General features: G+C 43.4%; 11 protein-coding genes. 6 read left to right on the top strand and 5 right to left on the bottom strand.

Annotated elements, in window-relative coordinates:
• Nucleotides 1-384 precede the first annotated feature (384 nt).
• Together ftsZ and BM008_RS04785 are read left to right on the top strand one after the other, a co-directional pair.
• Entirely contained in the window at nt 385-1,581 is a 1,197-nt protein-coding gene (gene ftsZ / locus BM008_RS04790; RefSeq protein ID WP_091934270.1) for a cell division protein FtsZ, read from the top strand.
• 91 nt (nt 1,582-1,672) lie between these two features.
• Nucleotides 1,673-3,154 (top strand): dihydropteroate synthase-like protein, encoded by a 1,482-nt coding sequence (locus tag BM008_RS04785; protein WP_091933826.1) that lies wholly within the window; start codon nt 1,673-1,675, stop codon nt 3,152-3,154.
• Nucleotides 3,155-3,186: 32 nt separating this feature from the next.
• Here BM008_RS04785 and BM008_RS04780 read toward each other — a convergent pair whose 3' ends face one another.
• From BM008_RS04780 to BM008_RS04770, 3 genes are read right to left on the bottom strand one after another with little or no spacing between them, the layout of a single operon-like run.
• Nucleotides 3,187-5,070 (bottom strand): HEAT repeat domain-containing protein, encoded by a 1,884-nt coding sequence (locus BM008_RS04780; protein WP_091933824.1) that lies wholly within the window; start codon nt 5,068-5,070, stop codon nt 3,187-3,189.
• Nucleotides 5,067-5,945, bottom strand: coding sequence for a hypothetical protein (locus BM008_RS04775; protein ID WP_091933821.1), 879 nt, complete (start codon nt 5,943-5,945; stop codon nt 5,067-5,069). The genes BM008_RS04780 and BM008_RS04775 overlap by 4 nt, the downstream gene beginning before the upstream one ends.
• Nucleotides 5,942-6,502: a helix-turn-helix transcriptional regulator gene (locus tag BM008_RS04770; protein ID WP_245747882.1), complete on the bottom strand. Its 561-nt coding sequence runs from the start codon at nt 6,500-6,502 to the stop codon at nt 5,942-5,944. Before BM008_RS04770 ends, BM008_RS04775 begins: the two co-directional genes overlap by 4 nt.
• A 343-nt stretch (nt 6,503-6,845) precedes the next feature.
• Here BM008_RS04770 and BM008_RS04765 point away from each other — a divergent pair, with 343 nt between their 5' ends.
• The 3 genes from BM008_RS04765 to BM008_RS04755 all read left to right on the top strand — a co-directional run bounded on the left by BM008_RS04765 (nt 6,846) and on the right by BM008_RS04755 (nt 10,003).
• Nucleotides 6,846-8,321: a response regulator gene (locus tag BM008_RS04765; RefSeq protein WP_091933818.1), complete on the top strand. Its 1,476-nt coding sequence runs from the start codon at nt 6,846-6,848 to the stop codon at nt 8,319-8,321.
• A 173-nt stretch (nt 8,322-8,494) separates the two neighbouring features.
• Nucleotides 8,495-9,457, top strand: coding sequence for a methenyltetrahydromethanopterin cyclohydrolase (gene mch, locus BM008_RS04760; protein ID WP_091933815.1), 963 nt, complete (start codon nt 8,495-8,497; stop codon nt 9,455-9,457).
• Nucleotides 9,458-9,529: 72 nt separating this feature from the next.
• Complete coding sequence (locus tag BM008_RS04755) at nt 9,530-10,003, top strand: DUF2124 domain-containing protein (protein ID WP_091933812.1); 474 nt, start codon at nt 9,530-9,532, stop codon at nt 10,001-10,003.
• A 349-nt stretch (nt 10,004-10,352) separates the two neighbouring features.
• Here BM008_RS04755 and BM008_RS04750 read toward each other — a convergent pair whose 3' ends face one another.
• Nucleotides 10,353-11,366, bottom strand: a complete 1,014-nt coding sequence (locus BM008_RS04750) for a class I SAM-dependent methyltransferase (protein ID WP_091933808.1) — start codon at nt 11,364-11,366, stop codon at nt 10,353-10,355.
• Nucleotides 11,367-11,525: 159 nt separating this feature from the next.
• On the opposite strand from BM008_RS04750, the gene BM008_RS04745 reads away from it, so the two are divergent.
• Nucleotides 11,526-12,266 carry a transcriptional factor MsvR gene (locus BM008_RS04745; RefSeq protein ID WP_091933805.1) on the top strand — a complete coding sequence of 247 codons (741 nt, stop codon included), beginning with the start codon at nt 11,526-11,528 and terminating at the stop codon, nt 12,264-12,266.
• A 28-nt stretch (nt 12,267-12,294) separates the two neighbouring features.
• Here the strand turns inward: BM008_RS04745 and BM008_RS04740 are convergent, their stop codons facing one another.
• On the bottom strand, nt 12,295-12,981 hold the full coding sequence (locus BM008_RS04740; RefSeq protein WP_091933802.1) for a DUF2110 family protein: 687 nt from the start codon (nt 12,979-12,981) through the stop codon (nt 12,295-12,297).
• Nucleotides 12,982-12,990 lie beyond the last annotated feature (9 nt).

The following is a 12,990-nucleotide window of genomic DNA, read 5'->3' as shown; positions in this document are numbered from 1 at the left end:
GCGCATGTTTATATACAAAGGACTAATATAATAATTTGTCAGGTTAAATTTATATAGTTACTTATTTAAATGTAATATCTGGCAAAGGTCCGTTATACGCCCTGGTCCTTTATTTGGACCGAATGCATGTTAATGTGGCAGGATCTGTCCCATGTGGATCAGGATCAACTTCATTAAGCAAGTTGTTCTGTGATTTTCATGGTCTGGTCTGATGCCAATTATAACTTGCATAAAAGGATAAGTATAAAAAGAATAAAGGAAATATAGCAATTACAGAATTCCAGAACGTTAATAAACGTTGATAAATGGTTACAGTAAAATTGAGCAGCAACTGAAAAACCAGAACACTATACCGAAATGACACAAATCCGTGAGGGGATGAAAGTGCAGTCAATAGTTCAGGAAGCATTAAAACACACAGAGAAAGAGAAAGAGTACCGCCGTTCGATCGCAGTTAATGACGAATTCGATATCCTTGGGCAACCCCGGATCATGATCGTCGGATGTGGTGGAGCAGGTAACAATACTATTAACAGACTTTACAACATGGGTATCGAGGGCGCAGAGACAGTGGCAATAAACACTGACAAGCAGCACCTTGACCTTATCCGTGCAGACAAGAAGATACTTGTGGGCAAGACACTTACACGTGGTCTTGGCGCAGGTGGTTATCCTGAGGTAGGTGCCAAGGCAGCAGAACTTGCACGTGGCACTCTTGAGGAGATCTTCAAGGATGCAGACCTTGTTTTCGTTACAGCTGGAATGGGTGGAGGAACCGGTACCGGTGTCGCACCTGTTGTCGCTGAGGTAGCAAAGGAACAGGGAGCTATCGTTGTAGGTATGGTATCCAGTCCTTTCAGAGTTGAAAGAGCAAGGGCAGTTAAGGCAGAAGAGGGACTTGAAGAGTTCCGCCGTGCCGCAGATACCGTTATCGTACTTGACAACAACAGACTCCTTGAGTACGTACCTAACCTTCCTATCGACCAGGCATTCTCAGTAATGGACCAGATCATCTCTGAGACCGTAAAGGGCATCACAGAGACCATCACACAGCCATCACTCATCAATATCGACTATGCCGATATCAGAGCTATCATGGGCTGTGGCGGCGTTGCAGTAATGCTTGTAGGTGAGAGCAAGAACCAGGACAAGAGCGACGATGTCGTTCGCGCAGCACTCAACCACCCACTTCTTGATGTGGACTACAGAGGCGCAACAGGCAGTCTTGTACACATCACAGGTGGCCCTGACCTTAGTCTTAAAGAGGCTGAGGAGATCGCTGCTTCACTCACATACGAGCTTTCATCCAGTGCAAATGTTATCTGGGGAGCACGTATAACTCCTGAGTATGAGGGCAAGGTACGTGTAATGGCTATCATGACAGGTGTCCAGTCAGCACAGATACTCGGACATCCACAGGCAAACATCGCTTATGAGAGTGCACCGGTTTCAAACAGGGAATCAGAGGCACCACGTTCATACAGGCGTGCAAGCACCTCAATGAACAGAGTAAGCCGTCCGGTAGTCGAGCCTATCCAGACCAGAAGCAATGGCGGTTCGATAATCGACATAATTCACTGATCTTTAAGCAAGCTGTCCGGCATATGTCGGACATGCCGTTCAATTTTTGACCGGCAGTTATTCTTTTTTACTTTCACTGCTATTTCCAATCATGAAAATTCTTGTAGCTACAGGCACACTTGCTGAACAGACTGTAAGAAGTGCAGTTGGGGACCATGCTGATGTTGTTGTTGCTGACACAAAGGTCGCTGCATTCATCACTCCTCGCAAACTGCTTGCGGCCATTGATCAGTATATCAGTGACCTTGATCATGATCTTATTTTTATCCCAGGTCTTGTGGCAGGTGATTTCATAAAGGTTGAAGCTGAACTCGGATGCAAGGTACGCCTTGGTCCGAAACATGCCTATGATCTGGGTTTTGTGCTTCCTTTTGCGGATAAGATGGATTTCTCCACGGAAGTGCCTGCCTGTGAGCTACTTGCAGATATCCGCAGGGAGATGGCTCTTGAGAAGGTACAGGAACTTGAAGATGCTGCTGTAGCTCCAATGGAATTAGGCAGAATGAAGGTAGGTGGTGATTCCCGCATGAAGGTGCTGGCAGAGGTTGTGGATGCCACAGGACTTGATAAGGAGACCCTTGCCCTGAGGATAAGCAGCTTTGAGAAGAAAGGTGCTGACATGATCGACCTGGGTGCATCTCTCCATGCAACGCCTGAGGATGTACAGCGTGCAATAGGAATAGCACGTGATACGACTTCTCTTCCACTGAGCATAGACACACTTGATCCCGAACTGATCAATGCTGCCCTTGACAGTGGTATAGACCTGGTATTGAGCCTTGACAGCAGCAATATATCTATTGTTGGTCCTCACATTGCAGAAGCAGGGGTGCCTGCTGTTGTGATACCTGATCAGGGAGAGGGTTTTGATAGCCTCATCAGGAATATGGAACTTGCCCGTGAAGCAGGGGTTAAGGAACTCATAGCAGATCCTGTTCTTGACCCGATAGGTCATGGCATAGGTGGCTCAATTGTAAGGTATATGGAGTTCCATGAGCAGAATCCTGATATCCCGGTTTTCTTCGGGATCGGCAATGTCACAGAACTTATCGATGCCGATTCTACTGGTGTGAATGCTACTCTCTGTGGTATAGGTGCAGACCTTGGTGCAAGCATCCTCTTCACTCCCGAGTACAGCAACAAGACCCAGGGCTCGATCAACGAACTTAAACGGGCTTCCCAGATGATGATGCTTGCAAGGGAACGTGAGAGTTCTCCAAAGGACCTTGGGATCGACCTTATCGAAGCTAAAGAGAAAAGAAGACGTACTGATTCAATGCTCCCTGAAACCTTCATACGTGCAGAGAAAAATAAGATGTGGACACTTGATCCAAAGGGAAGTATCAGGGTCAGTATAATCCCTGGTCCCTATGGGATGAAAGGAGGGCAGATCCTTGCAGAACATGAAAGTGCTTCCATAGTTGGTGAGACTGCAAGAGAGGTCATGGATACTATCCTTAAAATGGAACTCGTATCGAGAATGGAGCATGCTGCCTATCTGGGTCAGGAGCTTAAAAAAGCGGAACTCGCTCTGAAATTGGGAAGAAGTTATGCTCAGGATGATGAATTCTAGAGTACCAGATTTTTCTATCAAAATTTAAGATATCAGGAAGCTTTTGCCCCCTGGATCATTTCAAGCGATAGTTCAGCACTCTGCCTGATCGCAGGATACTCTTCTTCATCATCTGCGATCTTAGTAAGAAGTTCTATTGCTGCCGGATCTTTTATCTGACCGAGTGAAACTGCCGCCGTGTTTCTAATTTCTGGAGAATCATCTTTGTTTTTGAGTATTTCCATCAGGGATCTGCTTGTTGTTCTGTTCCCGATGGTCCCAAGTCCTTCAGTAGCTTCCATCCTTACATTTAGATATTCTTCCCTGTCCTGCATAAGTTGTATGAGTGTCGGCACTGCTCTGCTGTCATTTGTCTGAACAAGTGCAAGTGTCATATAACGTCGGGTATACTCATTTGTCTCATTGTTAAGGGCCTTTATCAGAGGGTAAGTTGAATTCCTGTCAGCAAGAGCTACAAGCTTGTTTGCTGCAATGGACCTCACATCATGGTGTTCGTCATTCAAAGCCAGATCCAGATATCCGGAAGCATCTTCTCCGGCTATGTCCGCAAGGACTATTGCAGCCTGTTTTCTTACAGGCCATTCCTCGTCGTTCTGTAATAGGTAGCCAATAGGCTCGATGACCATCGGAACCTTGTCCCTGTCCTCTTCTAATTTTCTAAATGAGGATACGATACTTGCCCGGACTTCCATGTTCTCGATCGAGAGATCCTCTACAAGTATCGTAATGGCCTTATCTTTATCTATATTCAATAAAGCCCTGGGAACAGCAGTTCTTACGTCTTTTTTCTCATTTTCATCTTCCATAATGTCGGTGAGTGGGTCGATCATGTCATGGTCTTCTGATCTTCCAAGGGCTGAGATCGCAGCTCTTCTTACATCTTTATCCTCTGTTCTATCCTCTGCAATTTCCAGGAGGACACTATGGGTATTTTGTCCTCCGACAGAACTCAGTGCATAGATAGAGTTCTTTCTGACAGTGACATCTCTATCATCAAGATTTTCGATGAGTATTTCATCTGCTGATATTCCTAATTTGTTAAGGGCCTCGGCTGAATTAGTAACTGTAAATTCATACTCTTCATCCAGCATATTGATTAAAGGTTCGGCCGCTCTCTCATCTCCGATCTCTCCAAGGGCCCAGGCAACTTCGCTTTTCAGATATGGGGAATCATCATCCAGACATTCAATTAACAATTCTACTGCTCTCTCATCCCCTATCTGTCCCAGTGACCTTGCTGCAGCCATTCGCATATTCTCTGACTGGCTTTCATTTGCGAGTATATCCATGAGTGGTCCTACTGCTTTTTCATCTCCAAGGTCCCCCATGGATGTGGTTGCAGGTATGTCTAAAAGCTCATCATCAAGAAGTCCGATCAGCATATCGGTATGCTTATCATTTCCTACTTTTCCCATATAGCTGGTAACTGACTGACGCAGGGGATCTTCTTCTTCAGTATCTTCAATGATCTTTATGAATGGTATTGCAGCTCTGCTGTCTCCGGACTCTCCAAGCATATATGCGGCATGATGCCTGTTATCTTCGGTCTCTGATTCATTTTCCAGCACATCGATCCATTGGCTTACGTTATCACTTTTGCCGTTAAGGATGAATGAACGGGAAATGTCAGTTTCCTTACTTTGTGATCCATTTTGAGTAATATCTTTCAATTGGCTAGCATTATCATTTCTTTCGTTATGGATAAATGACTGGAAATGATCTATTATTGCTGAAAAATTGAACCCCATTTTAAATAATGGGGCACTGGAATTCTTAATTACTTTTACATCATTATCATCAGTATGTCCCTGCTCACTGAAAGCACAGGCTACAGAAACAAGTGCAAACAGAGAAGCTCCTATAATAAGTAATGATAGTCCGATCGTTCTAAGTGTCGATCCCTGTGTTCTTCTCATAGTTCAACCTCCAGTTCAACTCCAATTTCTGAATTATTGTAGGGGACCAGTATCACACCTTCTGCTATCTGATCCTGCCAGATAGCGGTAAGTTTCACAACATATCGGTCTCCTGTTTTCCCTTTGGCTACTGCCAGAACTGGCATGTAACTCTCGTCTGAATTCTCCCCTGAACTTAGTTCTATCACTCCGTCAGGCGAGTCTTTCCATGTGCTAAAAGCACTTTTTGAATGCGCCGGAACAACAATGCTTCTTATCTCTGACGAGATCACTTCACCCGTTTCCTGATCGATGATACTCAAAGTTGTTTCAACACCTTCAGCTCTCCCCATACCGCTGTTCAACACATAAGCATCGATATTGTAGATCTCCAGTTCATCCTGAATGATCATTTCGTTATCCAATTCCACAGATATCTCCGGAGGCATGACCTCGACGGTAAAAGAATCCTCATCCAGAACGACCTCGTTGTTCACGATCCTTATGTGGACGTCCTGTTCACCTGTCACCTGGTATCCAAGCAGAAGGGTCAGTTCGTTCTCTCCAGGTTCCAGCTTTATTTTATCCTGTGTTGAGACATAGTCAGTGTATCTGTATCCGTCATAACCGAATACAATGAATGTATCGACACTTTCTCCTTCCGCATTAACAAAGGCATTTTCAGTTTCAACTTTTATTTCTACCGGCCTTGTCTCATTATTCTGTATGGTGATCTTTATCTCGTTCATGTTATTGGATCTGATGGTATCTACCCCCAGGGTCCGGGGTGCATCGATCCCAGTTATTCTGACATCAACAGTACTATCATAATGCCACCAGATCACGACAGATATCAGTATGATCCCTGCCAGGATCAATGGAAATACTTTTCTCATCTGTTCTCACCCCTTATCTTTTCGGTCAGTGAGATGCAGTTCGTCAGGCCGTATTTCTGTTTGCTGATGATGCCTTTCCTCTCAAGATTTGAAATGATCCTTGATGTTTTGGCCTTGGAAAAATCGAGACGATTGACAAGCTCGTTCTGGAGCATTTGCCCTCCATTGTCCACAATTGTCCGGACGGTCCTTTTCTCATCCCCTTCAAGGGCCATGAGGATGACCTGTTCCCTGCTCAGTGTGGGTGGTGATAAAAGTTCTTCATTATCATTCTTGACATCAGAACCTCTATTATCTATTGATCCGGTGTCCACGCCTGCGAAAGGATGGATGTTCAGACTTATCAGTATCTGATACAATGCCATTCCGGAGAAAAGGCCACATATCAACAGCATATATGCTTCACCAGTAGTGTACGAATAGGGGATCTCGATGATCTTGAAAGATTCTCCTTCTATCTGTATCACTACAGGTGCTTCTTGCAGCAGTATGCTCACTGCAATTATTCCAGCAATTATTATGATTCCTGTTGCGACTATGATTTTTGTCCTTTCCATTGTCAGATCATCATCTCACTGTTGGTAATTGTTACAAGGGATGAAACAAATGATATATCTTGACCGCAACAGGCGGTATGATCGTTGCATAATATTGAAACCACCGTTGCATGGTGATGATTTTTGATGATGCCATAACATTTGATCTCTCAGTTCCTGATGTATCTACTATTCATCAGCACAATATTATTTTACAATTAGATATAATTATTTCTTAATGTGTGCAGACATAATAGATCTTATAGGCATTTATGCTGGAGAATGCATAATTTTCCATTTCATGAAATGGTGATCTAAATAATTAGACATCTTTATATAAATGTAGAATTATATTCTCATCTGGATGACATCTTCTAAACACAAGATCCTTATTGTTGATGATGAACCATTGAATGTGGAACTACTTTCAGTTTATCTTGGGGATGAATATGATATAGTTACAGCTTACAATGGCAGGGATGCACTTGAAAAGGTTAAATCGGAACATCCTGACCTCGTCCTTCTTGATGTGATGATGCCGGAAATGGATGGTTATGATGTCTGCCGTGTGATCCGCAATGAGTTCAAGATGGATTTCATACCTATCATTATGGTAACGGCTCTCACTGACAAAGCAGATCATCAGAGGGGTATAGATGCCGGTGCTGATGAGTTCTTAAAGAAACCCGTGGGTAAGTTCGAGCTTGATAAGAAGATAGCATCTCTTCTAAGGATAAAAGACCAGCATGATACTCTTCTGACCGAGAAGAACAAAGCCTATCAATATCTCGATTATATTGGTGTACTTGTGGCTGTCCTGGACCTTGATCTTAAGGTAACTCACATAAATAAGAAAGGTTCTGAATTTCTGGGTTATAGTCCTGAGAAGCTGGTTGGCAGAGAATGGATCGAGTTCTTCATTCCACGTAATTCGTTGAATGCTATTCGTGAGCATTACAAAAAACTCATATCAGGTGCAACAAAGGCCTATGAATATTGTGAGTTCCCTGTTATCATAAGCAGCGGAGAGGAAAGACTTTACAGATGGTATGATTCTCCACTCAGGGATGATTCGGGTAATACGGTTGGTATTCTCATATCAGGTGAGGATATCACAGAAAGAAAGGCTGCTGAAGAACAGCTCAAGGAGTATGCGTTCGAACTGAAGCGTTCCAACGACCTGAAGGACCTTTTTACAGATGTCATGCGGCATGACCTGCTCAATCCTGCAGGTCTTATCAAGTCATTTGTGGATATCCTTCTGAAAATGGAGTCTGATGAGAAGAAAAAAAGACTGTTGTCCAATGTCAATTTGTCTACTGAAAAGCTCATTGCCATGATAGAGGATGCAGCACATCTTGCAAAATTAGAATCAGTAGATGATATAAGTTTTGTTAAGATCGATATTGATTCTATGTTGCATGATACTATTGATAGTTTCATGCATCAGGCCGAAGAAAAGAAAATAGATGTAAGGCTTCAGTTAAAGAGTGGCTCCTATGCTGTTGCCAATCCTATGATAGAGAGGGTGTTCGTCAACCTCCTGTCCAATTCTATAAAGTACAGTCCCGAAGGCAGCACTGTTATTATTGAGGTTGCCAGCCATGGCGATAAACTAAAGATAAGCTTCATCGATCAGGGCGATGGGATACCCAACTCCAGCAAGGCATCCATCTTTGAACGTTTCAAACGTCTTCATAAGCAAGAGATACGTGGAACCGGCATTGGTCTTGCCATTGTAAAGCGGATAATGGACCTTCACAAAGAGGGGTTCGGTGTGGAGGACAATCCTGAGGGCAAGGGTAGTATCTTCTGGCTCACGCTTAAAAAAGAAGCCTGATCACTTTATTGTTTGCAGCTATTTTTCCTTTTTATCGATCTTAATAGTGACAACATTGGGACTATAAGTTACAGCTTGACGAAAATCAACATACGCACCTTCATGCAGAATCGTCAATTATATATGCTTGACTGCCCAATGATCACTCGATCAACAGCTTTAGAGTGATAAACATGATAAGTGTCAACGAAAAGGGATTAGCTATAATCGATGAAATGCTTGACTGGGAAGAGGAACTGAAGGTCAAGTCCACAGAACTTGAGAATGGCGCTACAGTAATTGACTGTGGTGTGAATGTAGAAGGTGGATATGATGCAGGAATGTACCTTTCCCGTCTCTGTCTTGCAGACCTTGCAGACATAAGCTACACAAAGTTCGACCTTGATGGTCTTCCAGTACCAGCTATCCAGATAGCTACCGACCACCCAACCATCGCATGTATGGCATCCCAGTATGCAGGATGGAGAATTGCAGTAGGTAAATACTTCGGTATGGGTTCAGGTCCTGCAAGGGCACTGGGTCTTAAACCAAAAGAGCTCTACGAAGAAATAGGCTACAAAGATGACTCTGAGTATGCTGTTCTTGTAATGGAATCAAGCGAATTACCAACCGAGGAAGTCGTTGAATACATTGCAAAGCACTGCAGTGTCGACCCTGAGAACGTTTACATCGCTGTTGCACCAACAGCTTCAATTGCAGGATGCGTACAGATCTCAGCACGTGTTGTCGAGACTGGTATCCACAAGCTCGAATCCATCGGCTACGACATCAACACCATCAAGAGCGGTTTCGGTGTTGCTCCTATTGCACCTGTTGTCGGTGACGATACAAAATGTATGGGATCCACCAACGACTGTATCATCTACTGTGGTGAGACCTACTACACCGTTGAGTACGGAGATGCTGAGAAGCTCGAGGACTTCGTCAAGAAGGCACCATCCACAACCTCAAGGGACTTCGGTAAGCCATTCTACACCACCTTCAAGGAAGCAGAGTTCGACTTCTTCAAGGTAGATGCAGGAATGTTCGCACCAGCCAAGATCACAGTGAACGATACCAAGACAAAGAAGTCCTTTACAAGCGGAAGGATCAACCCTGGTATTCTTCTGGAATCCTTTGGCATAAAAGAAGTCTGAGTACTTAACATACTCAAATAATACCGATACAACCTTAAAGGTTGTATTACTTTTTTCTTTTGGAGACAGTATATGGAGATCATAAGTACTTCAAAAGGTATCGGTGGCCAGCTTACCGAATTCAGAAAACTCGTTAACGATTCTCAAAGTATCACATTTATCGGCACTGTAGGTTTTTGCACACCATTTGCAGAGCTGATGGCATTTGTCCTTAGAGGTACCGATAAAAAACTGGTGTTCCTTCCTGATCTTCGTTCAGACGAAGCACGCATGATAGTTCCATCTACTAACGGAATGCAGCTTGGAGATATAGCAGACCCCTCTGCTGATACTGTTGTTCTGCTGGGTGGGCTTGCAATGCCAAAGATAGGTGTTGAGCCGGAAAAGATGAATGTTCTTGTTGATGATCTTATGAAGGATGCTGAGGAGAAGCTCATCATTGGTGTGTGCTTCCAGTCAATGCTTATAAATTGCAACTGGCCGGGACACATTGACTTCGATTACATAATCGATGCAGACATGACCAATGAGGTCAAAAAGCTCTGACATCTTATATTTTTCTATTTTTTTAGGTTCTGTAGGGATTCTGCTAACTGCAACTTTGAACACAGCAATTTTCAATAACTGCGCTATTTCGATAGTCTGCAATATAGCAGTAAAGGAACGTGCCGCCTGCGGCGGATGGTCATATTGTTATTTGTCTGCCAATGATCTTTGCAGAACTATAAGATACACAAGGACGCAGGGGATACTAAGTTTGACCGATCACTGATCATGTATAACTTCAACCGTCCCGGAGGGTCCGGCAAAGCCGGCACGTCCCTAAAAAATGACACATATTTTTTACTTAGCTCTTTTTCTGAATGGTGGTAGCAAAAGCCCTGACTTTTTAACTTCAACTGATCCGGGCATCCACAACGACGTGCCAGACGCCGGGAGAATATTTCTTGATCTTCCTGCATTCGAGTATCTCGACATCTCTGCCTGCTTTTGATGCAGCCTGCTTGATACGTTCCACAGGTCTTTCAAACAGGAGACTTTCAGGGGTGGTCTCATGGTAATGCAGGATACCACCACTTTCTTTCAAAGCAGCTATTCCCTGATCGAGATAGTGGTGAGTGGTGTTCACGTAACCCATGATCACCCTGTCAGCAACACCTTTTGGAGTAAGTTGTGCACAGTCTCCGTTCAGTGCTTCAACTATGTGTTCTACATGGTTCAGAGCTATGTTCTCCTTCAGGTATGCGTATGACTGTGGATTTATCTCGATCGCAATTATCTTTTCAGGTCTTGCATGTACTGCCATTGGGATCGTGAAATAGCCAATGCCTGCGAACATATCGATGATGGTCTCATTGGCGCCTATGTTGCTCATGAGGGCTTTCTCGTGCAGGTTCCCTTTGGAGAACATGACCTTTGTAACATCAAGTTTGAACAGGCATCCATTCTCTTTGTTGATGGTCTCTGTTGTCTCTCCGATGATGATCTCTCTTTGAGGGAGCCGGAACTGACCGCTTATCCCAAGGTCACGTATTACTGTACTGCATGTTGGATACATTTGAAGAAGGCCTTCCGCAACTCTCTCTTTCAGATGCTCGATCTTCGGATCGATCGTGATAACTATGATCTCTCCCAGTATCTGCCATCCAGAAGGTAACAGGTCGATCTCATCTTTGGGAACAATTCCTTTCATCCTGTCTTCAAGGGATCGCCATTTGTTGTAGAATATTGGTTCTTCCTGGAGATATGTCTCAAAACCCTCAATGTCTTCAGTGACAGGTATTTCAAGGAAGCGTTCTTCCTGTTCGATAACCTTTATCCTTCTATCCTGGTCGAGCCTGCCCGAGCTTGCAATTTCAAGTCTTAGGCTCTCTGCTTCTTCTATTGGTACACGAATGACTTTTCTCATATTGATCTGTTCTTGGTGGTTCTTTCTATGAGGATCTATTCAAATATATTAAAATAAAAGGTTTTAAATAGGGAATTGTATATAGTCTTTGACTATCGATTATAAATCATTCGTCAAATTGCGAACATTTAAATACATTGTTGCAATATTCAATATTGAATGAACAACGGAGATAACACGGCTATTTTTTCCACTGATATTGGAGTTATTGCTCTTAATGGTTCTGTAAAGATAAAGATACTTGAGTTCCTAAAGGGCGGTTGCAGATCATTTGATGAAATAGTTCAGCATACAGGAAAGGCCAAGTCAACGATCTCTGTTCATCTCAACGACCTGAAGACCCAGAACCTTCTTGAAGAGGCAACAGATGCCAACGACAAAAGGAAAAAGGTCTATTTCTTAAAATGTCAGTACGTTGCATGTTCTCAGGAACCGGGAATGAAACACTATAGCGAAATGCTTGATGTTATCGGTTCTCCTGAAATGGACTCTTTTGGTTGTCTTAAATGTCTGTTCCATGCCGTACAATATGGTTTCCGTGCCCATGGTGTGAACTGTGATCCTATTATGAGGAAAATAGGGAACGATGTTGGTGCCAGTCTTTCAAAGAACTTCGTTTCAAATGATATGGGTAGTATCCTTGATGAGATGGTAACCTTCTGGACGGACCATGAGATCGGAAGTTTCACTGTTATAAGTAAAGATCCGATAAAGATCGCTGTTCATGACTTTTTTGATTGCAGGTCCATACCGATCAAGGAAAAAACATTATGCTCTTTTGCCCAGGGTGTCTTTGAAGGTGTCTTCAAGGAAAAGCTGGGTGTGGAATGCGTGATGCAGATGCTTGGTAAATGTGATGAGAACTGCGATGCATGCCATTTCCAGATGATAGAACTTTAAACGGACCTTTATTAAAAAAAAACCTGTTCTACTTCTCTGTTCTGATAACCCCTAGCTCACCTTTAACAAGCCTGCCAATGGCGGCAACAATACCCGGTCCATCAGTGTTCTCTCTGCAGGTTATCATATGTTCCATAAGTCCAAGTCTTTCTATGCCATAGATATCTCTTGAATGGCCTGTCTTTTTGATTGCGGCCTTAAGCTCGGAACGTGTAACTGAATTAGCTATAACTCTGTCCTGCTCGGATTTCTTCCAGTTCCACCAGATGTCTGCCTGCTCTTTGGTAAAAGTACCCTGCCTCGCTTTCTCGTCGGTGATCTCGATCTTCACCGGCAGGTGTCTTATTATTCCAAAGCGGGTGGCGATCTGTTCGGCAGTTCCACTTCCAAGTATTGCAAGGTTCTTTTGTGGGATGGTTATAAGGTTCCCTATATCAACAACCATTTCCCTTTGATGTATCTGACGTATAACGCCTATGTAGGTCTCATTCTTAATGAGCTTTTTAACAGGTGTGCCGTATTTCTGCATCAGGAAATTGGAAACGAACTCACTGTCCTCTCCGCTGATATCTGCTATTATCCAATTATCATCTGATATTGAGAGTTTTGCAGATGCATCGAGTTCTTTCAGTTCGTTGTCTATGAGGACCTCAGCAGAATGCAGTGCACGTTCCTTATTTCCGTAGACGTTCAATAATAGTGTTACAGTGACCATTTTATTATC

It is taken from the genome of Methanolobus profundi (assembly GCF_900114835.1).
Classification (GTDB): Archaea; Halobacteriota; Methanosarcinia; order Methanosarcinales; family Methanosarcinaceae; genus Methanolobus; species Methanolobus profundi.
Note: the sequence above shows the minus strand (reverse complement) of the source record. Positions and strands in the feature narration are given on the sequence as shown.